This window comes from Pseudomonas sp. PGPPP1, assembly GCF_002255865.1.
Classification (GTDB): Bacteria; Pseudomonadota; Gammaproteobacteria; order Pseudomonadales; family Pseudomonadaceae; genus Aquipseudomonas; species Aquipseudomonas cremoris.
Genome location: NZ_NKIG01000012.1, coordinates 36,932 through 54,374 on the forward strand (window position 1 = coordinate 36,932; position 17,443 = coordinate 54,374).

Sequence of the window (17,443 nt, forward strand, 5' to 3'; positions counted from 1 at the left end):
TTCGACCTTTTTTTCACGTTGCGGTGGTTAAGCTGCGAATCAAGGTCGTTCACTACCGTTCCACTCACATGAGTCCGTGATGTCGCCACAACCTCCATCCGCCATCGAGAATGAATTCGCCGAGCATTGCGACCGTGAGCACGCGCGGGTCTGCGGCGACACGCGCCCGCCTGGGCTGATGCAGCGCCTGGCGTCGTGGCGCGATGAACGGCTGGTGCGCCATGCGCTGAAAGTGGCGGGCGAACCGGGGCTGATCCTCGACTTGGCGTGCGGCTCGGGGCGGTTCTGGCCGGTGTTGGCCGAGCACGTCAACCGGGTGATCCTGGCCTCGGACAACTCCCAGGACATGCTCGACCATGCCCGTACTCATCACCCGGCGGCATTGCTCAAGCGGGTCAAGACATTCCAGGGCTCGGCGTTTTCCATCGGCCTCTCGGCGAACGCGGTCGACTGTATTTTCTGCCTGGAATTGTTTCGTCATGTGCCCAGTAGCGAGGTGCGCCAAGCACTATTGCGCGAGTTTCATCGGGTCAGCCGTGACACGGTGATCGTCTCCGTCAACTCTCGTACAGTGGTAGAGGACGAGTTTCGCCAGGCGGGCTTCAAGGTCCTGAATCACCAGGAGTTCATGCCGGGTTCGAAACTGTGGCGGGTCTACGTACTGCGTAAGAGAGGATAACTTCCGTCTGTCGGACTATTCTTCATCTCCTGTCCGAGTTTTCATGGCTGCCTGTGCACTGCGGATGCTCGCAAGTCCCTTTCGCGATATATACTGCGCGCCATTCTTCAAGGGAGAGCCGTGTGGCCATCGATATTCACTGGATCTGCGACAACGATAGCCTCGGCCAGCATTGCGCCGAATGGCAGCAGTTGCCATTCGTCGCCCTCGACACCGAATTCATGCGGGTCGACACCTTTTATCCCATTGCCGGGCTGATCCAGATTGGTGATGGCGTACGCGCTTACCTGATCGATCCCCTGACCATCGACAATTGGCAACCCTTGGCCGCTTTGCTGGAGAACCCGGCGGTGATCAAGGTGGTGCACGCCTGCAGCGAAGACCTCGAAGTATTGCTGCGCCTGACCGGCAGCCTGCCGGTGCCGTTGTTTGACACCCAATTGGCCGCCGCTTATCTGAACCTCGGTTTCTCCATGGGCTATTCGCGCCTGGTGCAAGCCGTGTTGGGTATCGAACTGCCCAAAGGTGAAACCCGCTCGGACTGGCTGCAGCGGCCGTTGTCCGAGACGCAGATCAGCTACGCCGCCGAAGACGCGGTGCATTTGGCTGAGGTCTACACACGGTTGCGTCCGCAGCTTTCGGACGATAAATACGCGTGGGTACTGGAGGACGGTGCCGAACTGGTCGCCAACCTGCGCCGTGAAGTCGACCCGTACGAGGTGTACCGCGACGCCAAGCTCGCGTGGAAACTGTCCCGTGCCCAGCTCGCCGTCCTGCGTGAGCTGTGCGCCTGGCGCGAACAGCAGGCGCGCGCCCGTGACCTGCCACGCAACCGCATCATTCGCGAACATTCGCTATGGCCACTGGCTAAATCCCAGCCGGATAACCTCGCCGCCCTGGGCAAGATCGAAGACATGCACCCGCGCACCGTGCGTCAGGATGGCCAGTTCCTGCTGGACCTGATCAAACGTGCCGGCAGTGTCTCCATGGACCAATGGCCGCCCGCCGTTGCCGAACCGCTGCCGGTGGACGCCGCCACGCTGATCAAGCAACTGCGTGCACTGGGCCAGGCCGAAGCCGAACGCCTGGACATGGCGCCAGAACTGATGCTGCGCAAGAAAACCCTCGAAGCCCTGGTTAAAAGTGGCTACCCCGATGGGCCTTACCAATTGCCAGACTCGCTGCGTGGCTGGCGCCGCGAGTTGATGGGCCAGGCGCTGCTCGACAGCCTGGCCACTGCCGGAGAACAGCCTTGAAACGTATTTGTTCCATCTACCGCAGCCCTAAACGCGCCGGCATGTACCTCTACGTCCTGAAAAGCGATGTGCTGGAGCGAGTGCCCGAAGGCCTGCTGACCGTGTTCGGCAAGCCGGTGCACGCGTTCAACCTGGTGCTGACGCCTGAGCGCAAGCTGCAACAGGAAGACATCGCCCAAGTGCTGGAAAACCTCGACAAGCAGGGCTACCACCTGCAAATGCCGCCGCCTGAGGACGAGTACATCGAACACTTGCCCGAAGAGCTGCTGCGTCGCAACGACCCGATGTGATCGGTCAGTGCCCCGTTCGGGGCACATTCTTCAATGGAATCGTATTCGTGGGCGGTGGCCGTAAGGATGCGGGCGGCCGTCTGCAGTGTTTTTGAAAGGTTTTAAGCATGCGTGTTCTGATTGCTGAACAGGATCACCCGCTCTACGCCCAATTGCTCGGCGAGGCGGCACCGGACCTTGAAGTGCTGACCAGCGGCGACTCGGCCGAACTGTCACGCCTGGCTGCTGACTGCCCAGTGTGGCTGGGCCAGCCGGACCTGCTGGCGACGTTGTTGCGCCAGGGCCATCAGCCACAATGGCTGCAATCGACCTGGGCCGGCATCACCCCCTTGTTAGCCGAAGGCTTGCCCCGCGACTATCGCCTGACCCGCGCGGTCGGCATCTTTGGCCAGGTCATGGCTGAATTCGTCCTTACCTACATGCTCGGCCATGAGCGCGAAGTGCTCGCGCGGCTGGTCAGCCAGGTCGAGCGCAAGTGGGACAACCGCATGGGCCAGAGCCTGGCGGGACGCAAGGTGTTGATCGTCGGCACCGGTGATATCGGCCAGAGCGTTGCCGAGTTCCTGGTGCCGTTTGGCGTCAAGCTGTACGGCATCGCCAGCACCGCGCGTGAGCAGGCGCCGTTTATCGAAGTGGCCGGGCTCGATCAATTGGGCCGACTGGTGGGAGAGGTGGACTACGTGGTCAACCTGCTGCCCAACACGCCGAATACCCATGACCTGTACGACGCGGCGCTGTTCAAGCAATTCAAGCCGACCGGCCTGTTTATCAACGTCGGGCGTGGCGTGGCCGTGGTAGATGCAGACCTGGTCGACGCCTTGAAGGAAGGGCACTTGGCGGGTGCTGTGATTGATGTGTGTCGGCAGGAACCGTTGCCGCAGCGTCATCCGTTCTGGACGGCTTGGGGGCTGCTGCTCACCGGTCACAGCTCGGCGCCGACGTCGCCAGAATTGATGGTTGAGCTGTTTATGCAAAACCTGCGGGCGTTCCAGGCCAAGGAAGCGCTGCGCGGGGAAGTGGATTTCGAGCGCGGTTACTGAACCCACGCCTGTCATAGATATGAGTCCTGACATTTGGGCTGGAACCTCCCGACTGAGTACTGACACTCAGTCATTGCCGAAGGTGCCAAGAGGCGCTTTCAGCGGGACGATTCCTCCATCTATGGACAAGTATTTCTATGGCGAGCATTACTTCGTTAACCCCCCAGCCGTTTTCCCAACATTCGACTCAGGGGGTGTTGTCGAGCCGACACGCAGAGCTCGACACCGAACTCCTGAAAGACTCGCTGCCTACCCGAATCGCCGGCTTTGATCTCGCTCAACCGCAGTTGCGAGGCAAGCCTGCTTCCACCTTGATCGACGGTTTGAGCCGCCATCTGATAGACACCGGCAAGGCCAGCGAGCCAACGGCCAATCGGGTGGCCTGCCAGTTGTTGGCCAAGTTGGCGCCGGAGTTCCTGCTCCGTGATATTCCCGCAAGTGTGACGTTTGGCAGCGTCAGTTGTGTGCACAAAGGGATTTACCACAACGACCTGCAGTTGAAGAATTTCCTGTATTCGGCGAAGGACAAAAAAGTCTACCCGGTGGATATCCAGGCGCTGGACCTGGAGGTGATGGCCGGCGATGCATTCCTGCGGGACATGACGCTGGGGGATTACCAGCGGAAAAAGACCAGGTTGCAGAGCGAGTTCGATGAACTTGTCGTAACCCGGAGCAGGTAATCCTCATGTCGACGATCAATGTTTCGCGTGCCCAACCGAATCAAACCCCTCACACTTTTACAGCGCACAACGGCCCAGAACCGCGCAGTCCGGTCGAGGCCGTTAAGCCCATGCCGCCTTCGGTGTTAACGGCGGCATTGGACGACAAGCGTAACTTGTCGAGCCTAGCCGAGAAACTCAATGAAATCGCTAACCGCCTGGGCACCGACGCCAGCCCCGAGGCCGTGGGGCAGGCACTGGCCAGCACGACACTGCAGGCACGGCCTGAATCGAGCATCACCCTCGAAGCGTTCATCCAGGGCAATGGGCTAGGGTTGCCCACTTGCCATTTTCACCTGGTTTCCCTGGCCGACGCGGTAGGTGACAGGGCATTGCAGCACCCCCTTGGCAGCCTTGGCGGGGCGTTGTCCTGGCCGATGCCCATGAGCCCGGAACAACAAAGGCGGCTGCTCGATATCACCCGGCGCCATGCCCATCACTTGGGCGATCAGCGGCTGGTCATGCAGTCCAAGGGGGTGTTGGATTTTTTGAATTACCGGAAACCGTTGTCCACCGCCGAGTTGGAGGACCCCCTTGGGACGTTGAATGCGTTGCTGGGTTCTGCCGAGGCGCGCGTGATGGAACAAAGCCTGCAAGCGCGGATGGGCGGGATTGCCGGCGAGGAAGGCTCTCTTGACTACGTACTGGCAGCTATTGCCGTGCAAATGGATCACGAGTCCCAGGGCCTGCCTCAGCGCAACAGCGTGGCCGGCTTTGATCTGGCACAGCCGGCGCATTGGGGCAAACCGCTGTCCACGGTGGTAGCCAGGTTGGCTGCCCATCTGGCCGATAGCGGAAAAACCACGGCCGCCTTGGCCAATGCCGGTGCCTATCTGTTACTGGCTCGCCGGGCACCGGAATACCTGATCAAAGATATGCCTGCGAACATCACTTACGGCAGCCCTGCATGGCTCAGCCTGCGGGTGGCCGTGGCGGTAATCGAGGCTGCGGCGCCGGGTACGGTACCAGGCATGACCTTCGTGCAAATCATGCAGCGGGCCAAGGCGGTCGCCATGAACCACCCCGCGGCGGCCGAGCAGGCGCAAAAGGCAGCACTGGTGGATTGGGGTGTAGCCAATGGCTTGATCGACAAAAAGGACGATGCACTCTACACCGGTACGCAGCTCAACGATTTAGGCACCCGGTTCAACCAGCAATTGAGCGAGCTGAATTCGGCCAGCCAGGCATTGGACCAGGATATCCCCACCCGCAAGGAAATTGCCCTGGCGAAGCTGATTGCGCGGTTCGGTGACCTGGGCGATCTGTTTGAAGAGAAGCTGATCCACACCCATGACTATGCCGGGCCAGGCCATCGTACATCCCTGGTCGGGGATCACTCGTTGCTGGATATCGCCATGATGGACCTGCCCAGCCCGGCACCCTTCGTGTGCCGAGATGCGCGTGTACCGATAGACAAGTTGAATGCCAACCCCAGGTTCGGTGTGACCGAGGATTTCAACCAGGCATTCAATGCCGTGATCAGCCAAAAGAAAACCGCCAGCGCAACCGCAGTCCGCCATCTGATTGCCCAACTGCCGATGGAGGACCGTCGGAATCTGGAGTTTGGAAAATTGACGTTTTTCCAAGAAACCTCGTTCACCCGAGGCCTGGATTTCACATCGACAACCCCAGGCCCGACTACTGCGCAACTCTGGGTCAAGGCCGAGCACAACGGTGTGACTACCGCCTATGAGATCGACCTGGGCCGTGGCACCCTCGAGCGCGTAGGGGCTTTTCAAGTGCGTGAGCATCGAACCAACATCGCCAACAAGGTCGAGCAAACCCGGGTATTTCGACCCGGGGGCAGCAGCCCGGAACTGAGCGTCGGGCGCAGTGCCAGCGAATCCCCCTGGGACAGCTTCAGTAGCGTGCGCAGCCGCGATATCGCCGATGTGTTCGTCAAACACCTGGACCTCGACCAGCCCGACATCAAACGACAGGCCCGGGGCAAGACCACCCTGGACCTGCAAATCGACCGGGCAAAACCGGTCGAAGAGTTCTTGCTGAATCTGATTCCGTTGCGCTCGGCCATCGTCAATTTCCAACGCGGAAATTATGGCGAGGGGGCTACCGATTTGATGCTGGATATCTTTGGTTTTCTCACGGCCGGTGTAGCCACTGCCGCGAAAGTCGCCAAGGTTGGCGCTGCCGCTGTGTCGGGTGCAACCCGCCTGATGCGCGGAGCAAAAGTCATCGGCAGTGCCACCATCAGCGCATTCAACCCATTGGGTGGCCTGGGCGATCTGTCGGTGGGCAGTGCGACTTTCCTGCGTACCTTTGGCGGCCACGCGATCAACCGACTTAGAGGCGCTACGGGCAGCTACGATCTGTTAAAGGCTGTCAGCAAGCACTACGATGCCGCCGCTGCCGGCGCCGTTAACATCGGTGGCAAGGCGGTGGAGGGCGGCGCGGTACTCAAAGGCGGTCACTGGTATGCCTTCGATGCTGAAAAGATGCGGGCCTATGGCAGCCCGCTAGAAGGATTCGAACCGGGCACGCAGGCCGTGGGCGGAACGATCGACAGCGTGCGCCAGCATGCACTGAACAGCAAGATGTTCGGCCATCTCGCGGCACCGCAGGCGAGCATCGAAGGGCTGACCCGCAATAGCCAGGGCGTATATGTGGCTGCCGATGGCCATCAATCGTTTATCCGGCATATCGATGACAGCGGGAAGCCGACGGTGTACGAGGTGCGGCAAGTGACCCGTGGCGAAGACGGGGTAGTGCAGGCGCGGGTTTATCACAATAACCGACAGTCGGAGTTGCTGGTCCAGCACGTTCAGGGTGACCAGTGGCAGCGGCTGGGGGCTCCTGGGGGTGTGCTGATCGAGGCGGAGCATCTGCGGGCGTGGGAGGCTTTACCGCGTCAGGAGCAGCAGCGCCTGACGGTGCAGGGTTTTGCCCGTCAGCGGCGCTTGCATGCGCCCACCCTTGCGCACTATGTACAACCGGATGGCCAGTTGAGCGCTGCTGGCGTGGTCGTGCGCAACCGCGCCGCCGGCACACCGCACACCGTGCTGACCGCCAACCATATCCGGGACTGGCAGGGCATGACCCAGCAAGCGCGCAACGCAATGACCATGGAAGGTTTTGCCGGCCGTCATCATCTGAATGCCACTACGTTTAAAAACGCCGTGCGCCAGGATGGCAACCTCGGACCGAACGGCGAGGCGCTGTTGTTCAAGGCAGCAGGGGGGATCTATAGCCCAATCACCGATGAGCACTTGCTCAAGTGGAGCCAGCGAACGAATGGTCAGCCGACACTAGGCGAGTTTCTGCGCCAGCACCGGATCAATCCCTGCGATTGGCGCCAATACGTTTTTATCGATGGCACCTTTAACTCACAAGGATCACGCCGTCTGAGCCAGGCGCAGCAAAGCGCTGCGATGTCGCCGGCTGCATCGCGAAAGCGACCGGCGCCAGACCCGCTGAATCCGCCGCAGCAGGCACCTCTGGATTTGTCAAAACCCGCGTCCCCTCCACCCAATGTGCAGGTTCCCGGCCCTTCATCAGCGGTCCCACCCCTGATTAAGGTCGAGCCAGCTGTACCACCGCTGCGTACATTGCCTGCCCACCAGATCGACAACACGTTGCCGATCCTGCAGGACCCGGCCAACCCCCGGCTCAGCCTGACCCAGGCGATCGAGGGGCCCATCGATGACATCCGTATCGCCAACTGGCACGGACTGCTGGATGGGCTTGAGCCGGCAGAGAAAGCCCAGGTGTCAGCTCGGATCAAGGAGTCGATCAAGGACTGGCTTCGCAGCGAAGGCAACCATGGACCCCGGTTCGACCAGACCTTGGAAGTCATGACGGCACTGGACGATGGCGGGCCGTCGCGCGGTGCATCGGTGTGGGCACGGCGTGATATTGCCCAGTTCGAGGTGCTGGGGCCGTATTCGGGCAAATACCATGAGTCAGACGCATCGCTGTTTCAGGAGCAGCGCAAGCAAGGCTCGCGAGCCGTACTGACCTACCTGTTCGGCACGCGTTCGGGGAATCGCTCAATCAGCGCACTCAACAGCGGCAATACGCTGAGCCTGGTGAATACCTCGCAGTTGCCCAATGGCCCTGTGTGGAAAGCAAACAACGTGATGTCTATCGCGGTGGGCAAGAACCTGGCGTTTTACGTGGCGCTCAAGGACATCAAGAAAGGTGATGAGTTGTTGCTGGACTACGGTCCGCTGTATGAAACGGTGCCCGCTACAGCGATAAAACCCGATCCTGATGCCTGACCCGCAAGCTGCGCCCCTGAAGGACGCAGCCTTATTGGTCTTTACAGACTGAAATCACCCTCCGACACCAGCTCGCTCAACGGACGGCGCGGGCTGGGCGCTTCACGACCTTGCAGGTACTCCGGCAACGTCGACTTGTCCCCCAGCTTGCCGATCGCCACAGCGGCGTGCAGTGCATAACCTTCCGGGATTTTCAGCTCTTTGCGGGTCAGCTCCTGATCGAAGCCGGCCATGCCGTGGGTGTGCCACCCGCTTAGGCTGGCTTGCAGTGCCAGGTGGCCCCAGGCCGAACCGGTGTCGAAGGTGTGCCACAGCGCCGGGGTTTCTTCCGTAGCGCCAGGGGCGGTGAAGTCGGTTTTCGAGGCGATGATCACCAGGGCCGAAGCGTGTTGCGCCCAACCACGGTTGAATTCATTCAGCAAACCCAGGAAACGTTCCCAGTTTGGCGTGTCACGGCGCGCGTAGAGAAAACGCCATGGCTGCGAGTTATAGGCTGACGGCGCCCAGCGTGCGGCTTCGAAGAAGCTCAGCAGGGTTTCTTGCGGGATGCTCTCGCCGGTGAAGGCGCGGGGCGACCAGCGTTCGGTGAACTGAGTGTGGATCGGGTAATCGGCAACGCGTGGGTTTGTGCTCATGAACAGTTCCTGATGACGACAATGGGCTAGGGTTGGAAACAGGCGCAGATTCAAAAAACGGGGCACCGATGCGCTCGGCGAGGGTTTTTTCAAGGCTCCATGGGGCGTCGTGGGCAATGCGGTACAGCATTTATGGCGCCCGACGCAGGGCCTTTGCGGCCCACAAAGCTACTGCGATGGATGGTCGCTGACAAGTCTGGTAACACCGCCAGTCGCAAGCACTTGGTTCCACGGGCCTTGGGCACTAGACTGGCGGCCTTTTCACCTACCGATACTGATGTAGAGCCATGGCCGCCAAAGTCGAACCTTTCTGGATACGCAAAACCCTTGAGCACCTCGACCAGGAGGAGTGGGAGTCGTTGTGCGACGGCTGTGGCCTGTGCTGCCTGCAAAAGCTTGAGGATGAAGACGACAACAGCGTCTATTACACGCGCATCGCCTGCAAACTGCTGGACCTGAAAACCTGCCAGTGCACCGACTACCCCAACCGTCGTGCCTCGGTGCCCGACTGCATCCAGCTCACCCCGGGCCAGGCCGACCAGTTCAAATGGCTGCCGCCGACCTGCGGTTACCGCTTGGTCAGTGAGCGCAAGGACCTGCCGTTGTGGCACCACTTGGTCTGCGGCGACCGCGACGCCGTGCACCACGAACGTATTTCCCAGTCCGGGCGCATGCTCAGCGAAGGCAGCGTGCCCGAAGACGACTGGGAGGATTACCTGATTTTCCGCGCAGGCTGACAAGGAGTGTGTATGAGGGGGGTAACAAAGCTGCTGGCAAGCCTGGTGTTGCTGGCGCTGAGCACGCCCGCGTGGTGCGCGAAGAAAGTTGACCTGGATTACCACGTCAAGTTGCTGCCCCAGAGCGATCAAGCCGAAGTGCGGGTGAGCCTGTCCCAGGGCGCGGCGGTGCGCAGCCTGAACTTCGACCTGGGCCGCGACGGTGACTACAGCGACTTCAAGGCCGATGGCCAGTGGAAAGTCACCGGCAACCGCGGCCTGTGGCAGCCCAGCGCGAGCAAGTCCAGCCTGACCTACCGCGTGCGCCTCACTCATTCTCGCAAGGCGGGCATTTACGAGGCACGCATGACGCCGAGCTGGGCGTTGTTTCGCGGCGAAGACCTGGTGCCGCCCGCGCACCTCGACCAACAGGACGGCATCGAACTGGTCTCGCGGTTGGTGTTCGAACTGCCCGCCGGTTGGAAAAGCATCGAGACCGCCTGGCCGCGCGTCGGCAAGAACAAATTCCGTATCGACAATGTTTCCCGGCTGTTCGACCGCCCCACCGGCTGGATGCTCGCCGGCACCGTGGGCAGCCGTCGGGTGCGCCTGGGCGACACCGAAGTTACCGTCGCCTCGCCCAAGGGCCAGGGCATGCGCCGCATGGATGTGGTGACGCTGCTGACCTTCGTCTGGCCTCAAGTTGAGGCGGCGTTCCCACGTCACCCCGCCAAGTTGTTGGTGGTGGGTGCCGGCGATCCGATGCGCCGTGGCGCGTTCTCGGCCCGGGACTCTATCTACCTTAATAGCCGCACGCCGCTGATCAGCGAAAACGGCAGCAGCCCGTTGATCCGTGAAGTGGTGCAGGCGATTGGGCGCTTCAACGATCACGACACCAGCGACTGGATCAGCGAAGGCATGGCGGAGTACTACGCCATCGAACTGGTGCGCCGTGCCGGGGGAATCACCGATGAACGTTATCAGGCGATCCAGGCCAGGTTGGCGAAGGAAGGCAAGGACGTGACCAGCTTGCGCGGCGAGCATGTCAGCGGCGCAACGGTATCGCGGGCGGTGGTGGTGTTGCAGGAGTTGGATCGCGAGATTCGGGTGAAGACCCACAACAAACGGTCACTGGATGACCTAGCCCAGGCGGTAATGCGGGCCAATAGCATTACCACGGCGGAGTTTGTGCAACTTGCAGAGAGCATCATCGGTGAGTCGTCGGTGGTGCTGGACAGCAAATTGCTGCGCTGATCCCAAGCCTTGCACAAAACAAAATGTGGGAGCGGGCTCTCTCGCGAAGGCGGCGTGTCAGTTAACTCATCTTTAACTGATAGACCGCCTTCGCGAGAGAGCCCGCTCCCACATTTAGATCTGCGTTGTTTGGAAGATCTCTGTTAACCAGTGGTTTTCTCAGCGGCCACTTCAGCCTTGGTTTTCAAGTTTCTCAACTCTGCCCCGGCCCGCTCGATCTTGGTACGCACACTGTTCATTTCCTGACGACCCTGCTCCAGCTTGTCCTTTAGAGAACTGTGTCCGGTAAAACCACGGGCCAGTGCCACGCCGCCAATCGCTACCTGGATCAAGCCGAAAAGCCCACCACGGCGCAGGCCTTTGCCCACCATCATCACGCCACCGGCCACCGAGCCGATGCGCTCCCAGCCGTGCACGTTTTGCGTGGGTTGGGTTTCAAACGGGGTGTGTTCGATGATAGGTCGCAAGGTTTTGCTGTCGCTCATGATCTGTCTCCAACAAGGGCAAGTGATAAGTAGCTGACTGCGCACAGGTGCCGGATGTTCCGAAAAAATCAGTACTTGGGGCCCGAACGGGTGTTGTTGCCCTTGGCCAGGCGGTCGTAGAGCACTACGTTGACGGTGGCGGCGAGGTTCATGCAACCGGTGGTCGGGATGTACACCACGTCTTCGCACCAGTCGCGGATCTCTTTGTCGAGGGAGCCGTCTTCAGGGCCAAAAATGTACAGCGCACGGTCGGGGTGGGTGTATTCGGGCAGGGGGCGTGCGCCTTCCACCAGTTCCACGGCGACGGGGATGCAGCCCAGGGGCAGGATTTTTTTCAGGTCATCGATGCCGATCAGCGGAATGTCGTGGTGGACCTTCTTGGTGTCGGTGATGAAATCCCGCGCGCGCTCGTAGCGTACGCCGGTGTAGAACACCGAGGCCACGCCGTAGCAGCCGGCGGCGCGCATCACGGAGCCGACGTTTTCGGGGGATTTGGGGTTGTACAGACCGATGCAGCTGTAGCGTTTATTGCCCACGGGGAAGGGTGCCTTGGAGGAAAACGGCGATTATACGGCCTTGGGGAGTGTGGTGCTTGGAGGATCGCTATCGCAGGCAAGCCAGCTCCCACACTCGACTGCATTTCAAAGTTGGAATGCATTCGAGTGTGGGAGCTGGCTTGCCTGCGATGAGGCCCGATCAGGCAGCGACGAACTATCAGTCGTCCTTCTTCATCAACCCCGCCAACGCCGCAAACGGGTTATGCGTGGCCTTGGCAATCGTCGGGCTGCTGGTGGAGCCTTCGCTGAAGTACTGCTGGTCGGTGTAGCGCGAGTGTTCGTTGTCGTGGCAGTACAGGCACAGCAACTCCCAGTTGGAGCCATCCTGGGGGTTGTCATCATGGTTGTGGTTGCGGTGGTGCACGGTCAGTTCGCTCAAGCGCTTGCCGGAAAACTCACGGGTGCAGCGGCCACACACGTGGGGGTACATCTTCAACGCTTTGTCGCGGTAGCCCATTTCGCGGTCGCGCTGGGCATCGGCAAGGATGCGATCCAGCTTGGCGGTGTGGGAGGGCGGGTTGGTCGAGCTCATCATGGCTCCTGTCTTTTGGGTGGGTCACGGATAGGGTTGATTCTAGCCGTTCACGGCGTAATTAGCCCTTGAGCTTTTCGGCAATCCAGATGGTATGCCGCGTGCCCTTGTTGCCATGGGCGAACACCTGCACTTCCTCGGCCTTGAAGCCGGCCTTGCGCAGTTTGTCGCTGAACAGCTTGTCGGCACTGGCCGACCACACCGCCAGCACACCCTTGGGGCGCAGGGCCTTGGCACAGGCGGCGAGGCCACCGGCAGAGTACAGCCAGCTATTGGCTTTTTGCGTGAGGCCTTCAGGGCCGTTGTCGACGTCGAGCATGATTGCGTCAAACCCCTGGGGCTCGGCCTGCAGCACCTTGGCCACGTCTTCCATGCGAATCACCGTGCGCGGGTCCAGCAGCGGGCGGCCGGATTTTTCTCCCAGTGGACCCCGGTTCCACTCCACGACACCAGGTACCAACTCTGCGACGACGACTTCGGCCGTCTTGCCCAGATGCTTGAGGGCCGAGGCGAGGGTGAAGCCCATGCCCAAACCGCCGATCAACACCCGCGAATCTGCACGGCCGGCCACCTTGCGGCAGGGAATTTCTGCCAACGCATCTTCAGAGCCGTGCATACGCGTGTTCATCAATTGGCCGCCGTCACCGCCCTGGATCTTGATGACAAAGTCTTCACCGTATTCGAACAGGCACAAGGCACCGCCGTTGTCGGGGATCGGGGTGGTGTCCAGCAGAACGAAACGTTTCATGGGAATCTCATTGGAAGGGCATTCTTGCGCGGTTGGGAGTAGCCTTGTGACTTTCCGGTCAGGCCATGGAGCCATCGATGAAGTGCAGCATTCTAACGGTCATTGTGTTGAGCGCGCTCGCATTGGGTGCGGCGCAGGCTCAGGAGTTGCAAACCGTACCGGTCGCGCCAGCCCCGACACCCGGCGCGCCGGGCACCCCGACGCCGACGTTGTACCCGCAAGTCACCCCGCCAGCCGTGCCCAAGACGAACGGCTCGCCAGCCTTGGTACCTATCGTGCTGCCGACGCCGCCGAAGGATCAGACGGTGCCCGGCCTGCTGCAAAACGACAGCAAGCCGAAAACGCCCGGCGGTTAAATCTGTTGGGACAGCAGTTGCCCATCGACCATGCGCAAGCGCTTGGACAGGGCGATGGCAATGGCGCGGATGATCTTGGCGGCGACCCTGGGTGCTTCGTTGAGCATTTTTTCCAGGGAGTCCTTGCCCAGGTTCAGCAGCACGCAGTCACTGGCCGCCACGCAACTGGCGGAACGGCGCTCGCCATCGAGCACCGCCATTTCGCCGAAGGCCCGGCCACTGCGCAGGGTGGCGATGGTCAGGCGTTGGCCATCGCTGTTGGTTTTTTGCACCGCCACCTGGCCGCTGTGGATGATGCACATGAAGGTGCCGGCATCGCCTTCGACAAAGATCACCTCGTCGCGGGCAATGCTGCTGATGTTGAAGTAGCCGGCGGCCACGTGGAAATCTTCCGGCAACAGCGGATCGAACAGGCCACAGTCCATCAGCATGTCGCGAATTTCGTTATTCAATAAGGTCGGTTGTGGCATGGCTGCAATCTGGGTCCATCAAACAAGGGCGGTCCTGTGTTCAGACAGGGCCGCCGCGCTAAGTTCCTAAATCAACCCCAGCGCCTTGAACACAAATCCGTATTCGAGTGCTACGTCACGTAATCCCTGGTAACGCCCGCTCATCCCACCGTGGCCGGCGCCCAGTTCGGTCTTGAGCAACAGCAGGTTGTCGTCGGTCTTGGTATCGCGCAATTTGGCCACCCACTTGGCTGCTTCCCAATACTGCACGCGGCTGTCGTTGTAGCCGGCGATCACCAGCAGGTGCGGGTAGGCCTGGGCACGGACGTTTTCGTACGGCGCATAGGCCTTTATCCGCTCATACACGTCAGGTTCTTCAGGGTTGCCCCACTCGTCGTACTCGGTGATGGTCAGCGGCAGCTCCGGGTCGAGCATCGTGTTGAGTACGTCGACGAACGGCACTTCGGCAATTGCCGCCTGGAATAGCTCCGGACGCTGGTTAAGCACCGCACCGATCAGTAGGCCGCCCGCGCTGCCGCCGCTGATAGCCAGTTGATTGGCGGTAGTCAGGCCCTCGGTGATCAAGTGTTCGGCGCAGGCGATAAAGTCGCTGAAGGTGTTTTGCTTGTGCTCCTGCTTGCCGTTGCGGTACCAGGCTTCGCCCAGCTCGCCACCGCCGCGCACGTGCGCAATGGCAAACGCCACGCCCCGGTCCAGCAGGCTCAGGCGCGCATGGGAGAACCACGGGTCGAGGCTCGAACCATAGGCGCCGTAGCCGTACAGGTACAGCGGTGTGGCTTTGCCGAGTTGGTCGCGCTTGACCACCAGGCTGATGGGCACCTGGGTGCCATCGGCAGAAGTGGCCCACAGGCGTTGGCTCACGTAATCGTCGGCATTGAACACACCCAGTACCGGGGTTTCCTTGAGCACGTGCTGCGTGCCACTGGTCAGTTCCAGCTGGCGTACCTGCGCCGGACGGTTCAACGCTTCGTAGCGCAGGCGAATCTTGTCGCTGACAAATTCCAGACTGTTCTGTACGTAGAGGCTGTAGGCGGCGTCGGGCAATTCCACGCGGTAGGCCGGTAGACCCTCTGGGTGCACTTCTATCACCGGGAGGCCGCCGATGCGCAGGCTCAGGGTCATGGCGCTGGCGTTCAGGCTCACGCCGTCGAGCATCACGTCGTCGCTGTGGGGGATCAGGTTCTGCCACTCGGCCTCGGTCGGCACGTCGCCAATGTCGGTCGCTACGAACAACGCATAGTTGATGCCGTCGCGGTTGCTGCGGATAAACCAGGTCCACGCGCCATTCAGCTGGCCGTGGTCAACATCGTATTCATGGTCTTCGACCCGTGGTGCCAGGCAGGTGAAGTCCAGGTGTGGCTGCTCGGCGTCCAGCGCCCAGATCTCACTGGTGGTCTTGCTGCCCAGGGCCAGCAGCAGTTGGCGCTCGGAGCTGGAGCGGTAGCAGTGCAGGAAGAAACGCCCGTCCGGTTCATGGAACACTTCCTGCGCCGCCGTGCCATCCAGGCGGTAGCGATACAGCTTGTGCGGACGGTGGGTGTCGTCCAGTTCACCAAAAAACAGGGTCAGGCTGTCATTGGCCCACGTCATGCTGCCGTCGCAGTCCTGGAATTCCAGTTCACTGACCTTGCCGTTGGCCAATTCCTTCACGTACAGGGTGTAAATCTCTTCACCGCTGGTATCCAGGCTGTAGGCCAGGCGCTGGTGGTCGGGGCTGATGCTGAATGCGCCGAGCGAGAAGAAACCGCCGTTGGCCAGCACGTTCGGGTCCAACAGCAGCTCTTCACTGCTGTCGTCCACCTGGTTGCTGTCATCGGCGGGGCGACGGCAGCGGTAGTGGCGGGCGTATTCGTCGCCGGCGGTGGTGCGCGTGTAATACAGGTACGGGCCCCACGGGGAGGGCAGGGACAGGTCGGTTTCGAGGATGCGGCCCTTGATCTCTTCGAACAGGGTTTCGCGCAGGGCCTTCTGGTCGGCGAGTTGGGCTTCCTGCCAGGCGTTTTCGGCCTTGAGGTAATCGAGCACCTCGGCGCTGTCACGCTCTTGCAGCCAGGCGTAAGGGTCTGGGCCAGTGGCCTTGCGGGCAATCGGGGCGGTCGATATAGGCATGGATCACTCTCTGTCTGGCGGACGGTGGCAGGCATTGCAGCCGCGACACGCAAAAGCCGTTATCATAGCCGCCTCTTTGCCAGCCTTGCCATGGACACCATGACCGAGAACGACTATCTGACCGCTTGGGGCCTTTACGCCTTCGCCGCTTTGGGCTGCCTGTTGGTGTGGTGGCGCATGACCCGCTGGATCTGGCGTTGGTTGCGCGAGCCGCTGCAATTGCTGATGGCGGTGTTGCTGTTCAGCCCGACCATCGTCGACCCGGTCAAGACCCAGTTTGCGCCGGCCGTGGCCATCACCGCGCTGGACCTGGTGCTCAAGGTTGGCAACAACGCCTGGCGGGCCATTTCCGATTTGTTCATGTACACGATGATCGCGTTTGCCGTGTACATCGTGATCGTGTTGATCCGTTGGCCCATCGAGCGCGCCGCCAAGGCGCGTCGTGAGCGCAAGGCCGCCGCCGACGCCGCGTTGGCCGCTGAGCCTGACGATGATGACGAACCTTTCCGCCGTCCGGCGCCTGTGAGTGGCATGCGCGTCGAACCGCGCCTTTAACGTTGTAGCGAGAGCCCTGGCATGTGTGAATTATTGGGCATGAGTGCCAACGTCCCCACCGATATCGTGTTCAGCTTTACCGGGCTGATGCAGCGCGGTGGGCGCACCGGCCCCCACCGTGACGGTTGGGGCATCGCCTTCTACGAAGGCCGCGGCCTGCGCCTGTTCCAGGACCCGGCCGCCAGCAGCGAGTCGGAAGTCGCGCTGCTGGTGCAACGCTATCCCATCAAAAGCGAAGTGGTGATCGGCCATATCCGCCAGGCCAACGTGGGCAAGGTGTGCCTGTCCAACACCCACCCGTTCGTGCGCGAACTGTGGGGGCGCAACTGGTGTTTCGCGCACAATGGCCAGTTGGCAGACTTCAATCCCCGCGCCACCTTCTACCGCCCGGTGGGTGATACCGACAGCGAAGCGGCCTTTTGCGATTTGCTCAACCGTATACGCGAAGCCTTCCCGGAGCCGGTCGACATTGAAAACGTGCTGCCGGACCTGATCGCGGCCTGTTCCGAATACCGCAGCAAAGGCGTGTTCAACTGCCTGCTGAGCGATGGCGATTGGCTGTTTTGCTACTGCTCGACCAAATTGGCGCAGATTACCCGGCGTGCCCCATTTGGCCCGGCGCGCTTGAAAGATGTCGACGTAATCGTCGATTTTCAGGCCGAAACCACGCCAAATGATGTGGTGACGGTGATCGCCACCGAACCTTTGACCGACAACGAAAACTGGACCCGCTACGAACCGGGCCAATGGAGCCTGTGGCGGCGCGGTGAATGCGTCAGCCAGGGTATTACCGAGTAAGGATATCGA

18 protein-coding genes are annotated in these 17,443 nt (G+C 61.0%); 11 read left to right on the top strand and 7 right to left on the bottom strand.

Annotated features, from left to right (window positions below; all coding sequences use genetic code 11):
* The first annotated feature begins 79 nt into the window (after positions 1-79).
* The 6 genes from CFE47_RS15065 to CFE47_RS15090 all read left to right on the top strand — a co-directional run bounded on the left by CFE47_RS15065 (position 80) and on the right by CFE47_RS15090 (position 8,219).
* Positions 80-679: a class I SAM-dependent methyltransferase gene (locus CFE47_RS15065; protein ID WP_286838149.1), complete on the top strand. Its 600-nt coding sequence runs from the start codon at positions 80-82 to the stop codon at positions 677-679.
* 122 nt (positions 680-801) lie between these two features.
* The gene (gene rnd, locus CFE47_RS15070) at positions 802-1,935 is read left to right on the top strand and encodes a ribonuclease D (protein WP_286838150.1); all 1,134 of its coding nucleotides are present in this window, start codon (positions 802-804) and stop codon (positions 1,933-1,935) included.
* Positions 1,932-2,225: a YcgL domain-containing protein gene (locus CFE47_RS15075; RefSeq protein ID WP_185709408.1), complete on the top strand. Its 294-nt coding sequence runs from the start codon at positions 1,932-1,934 to the stop codon at positions 2,223-2,225. Before rnd ends, CFE47_RS15075 begins: the two co-directional genes overlap by 4 nt.
* Before the next feature lie 107 nt (positions 2,226-2,332).
* A complete protein-coding gene (locus CFE47_RS15080) occupies positions 2,333-3,265 on the top strand; it encodes a D-2-hydroxyacid dehydrogenase (RefSeq protein WP_286838151.1) in 933 nt (310 codons plus the stop codon).
* Between the two features lie 137 nt (positions 3,266-3,402).
* Positions 3,403-3,945 carry a hypothetical protein gene (locus CFE47_RS15085; RefSeq protein WP_286838153.1) on the top strand — a complete coding sequence of 181 codons (543 nt, stop codon included), beginning with the start codon at positions 3,403-3,405 and terminating at the stop codon, positions 3,943-3,945.
* A gap of 110 nt (positions 3,946-4,055) precedes the next feature.
* Complete coding sequence (locus tag CFE47_RS15090; RefSeq protein ID WP_286838154.1) at positions 4,056-8,219, top strand: SET domain-containing protein-lysine N-methyltransferase; 4,164 nt, start codon at positions 4,056-4,058, stop codon at positions 8,217-8,219.
* A gap of 41 nt (positions 8,220-8,260) precedes the next feature.
* On the opposite strand, the gene CFE47_RS15095 is transcribed toward CFE47_RS15090, so the two are convergent.
* Positions 8,261-8,854, bottom strand: coding sequence for a nitroreductase family protein (locus CFE47_RS15095; protein WP_185709406.1), 594 nt, complete (start codon positions 8,852-8,854; stop codon positions 8,261-8,263).
* 287 nt (positions 8,855-9,141) lie between these two features.
* Between CFE47_RS15095 and CFE47_RS15100 the strand changes: the two genes are divergently transcribed.
* Together CFE47_RS15100 and CFE47_RS15105 are read left to right on the top strand one after the other, a co-directional pair.
* Positions 9,142-9,591, top strand: a complete 450-nt coding sequence (locus CFE47_RS15100; protein WP_003172524.1) for a YcgN family cysteine cluster protein — start codon at positions 9,142-9,144, stop codon at positions 9,589-9,591.
* Positions 9,592-9,603: 12 nt separating this feature from the next.
* Entirely contained in the window at positions 9,604-10,824 is a 1,221-nt protein-coding gene (locus CFE47_RS15105; RefSeq protein WP_286838155.1) for a hypothetical protein, read from the top strand.
* Between the two features lie 143 nt (positions 10,825-10,967).
* On the opposite strand, the gene CFE47_RS15110 is transcribed toward CFE47_RS15105, so the two are convergent.
* The 4 genes from CFE47_RS15110 to CFE47_RS15125 all read right to left on the bottom strand — a co-directional run bounded on the left by CFE47_RS15110 (position 10,968) and on the right by CFE47_RS15125 (position 13,146).
* Positions 10,968-11,309: a YgaP family membrane protein gene (locus CFE47_RS15110; protein ID WP_286838156.1), complete on the bottom strand. Its 342-nt coding sequence runs from the start codon at positions 11,307-11,309 to the stop codon at positions 10,968-10,970.
* Between the two features lie 68 nt (positions 11,310-11,377).
* Complete coding sequence (locus CFE47_RS15115) at positions 11,378-11,845, bottom strand: RNA methyltransferase (protein WP_003189607.1); 468 nt, start codon at positions 11,843-11,845, stop codon at positions 11,378-11,380.
* A gap of 178 nt (positions 11,846-12,023) precedes the next feature.
* Entirely contained in the window at positions 12,024-12,398 is a 375-nt protein-coding gene (locus tag CFE47_RS15120; protein ID WP_017736286.1) for a YajD family HNH nuclease, read from the bottom strand.
* A gap of 61 nt (positions 12,399-12,459) precedes the next feature.
* Positions 12,460-13,146: a spermidine synthase gene (locus tag CFE47_RS15125; protein WP_207045443.1), complete on the bottom strand. Its 687-nt coding sequence runs from the start codon at positions 13,144-13,146 to the stop codon at positions 12,460-12,462.
* A 77-nt stretch (positions 13,147-13,223) separates the two neighbouring features.
* On the opposite strand from CFE47_RS15125, the gene CFE47_RS15130 reads away from it, so the two are divergent.
* The gene (locus tag CFE47_RS15130) at positions 13,224-13,502 is read left to right on the top strand and encodes a hypothetical protein (RefSeq protein WP_185709403.1); all 279 of its coding nucleotides are present in this window, start codon (positions 13,224-13,226) and stop codon (positions 13,500-13,502) included.
* On the opposite strand, the gene CFE47_RS15135 is transcribed toward CFE47_RS15130, so the two are convergent.
* Together CFE47_RS15135 and CFE47_RS15140 are read right to left on the bottom strand one after the other, a co-directional pair.
* Positions 13,499-13,972, bottom strand: coding sequence for a cyclic nucleotide-binding domain-containing protein (locus CFE47_RS15135; protein ID WP_286838160.1), 474 nt, complete (start codon positions 13,970-13,972; stop codon positions 13,499-13,501). The two genes, CFE47_RS15130 and CFE47_RS15135, sit on opposite strands and share 4 nt — an antisense overlap.
* 66 nt (positions 13,973-14,038) lie before the next feature.
* Positions 14,039-16,081: a S9 family peptidase gene (locus CFE47_RS15140; RefSeq protein WP_286838161.1), complete on the bottom strand. Its 2,043-nt coding sequence runs from the start codon at positions 16,079-16,081 to the stop codon at positions 14,039-14,041.
* A 24-nt stretch (positions 16,082-16,105) separates the two neighbouring features.
* On the opposite strand from CFE47_RS15140, the gene CFE47_RS15145 reads away from it, so the two are divergent.
* Both CFE47_RS15145 and CFE47_RS15150 read left to right on the top strand, forming a co-directional pair.
* A complete protein-coding gene (locus CFE47_RS15145; protein WP_185709400.1) occupies positions 16,106-16,636 on the top strand; it encodes an MFS transporter in 531 nt (176 codons plus the stop codon).
* A gap of 21 nt (positions 16,637-16,657) precedes the next feature.
* A complete protein-coding gene (locus tag CFE47_RS15150; protein WP_286838162.1) occupies positions 16,658-17,434 on the top strand; it encodes a class II glutamine amidotransferase in 777 nt (258 codons plus the stop codon).
* The last annotated feature ends 9 nt before the right edge of the window (positions 17,435-17,443 follow it).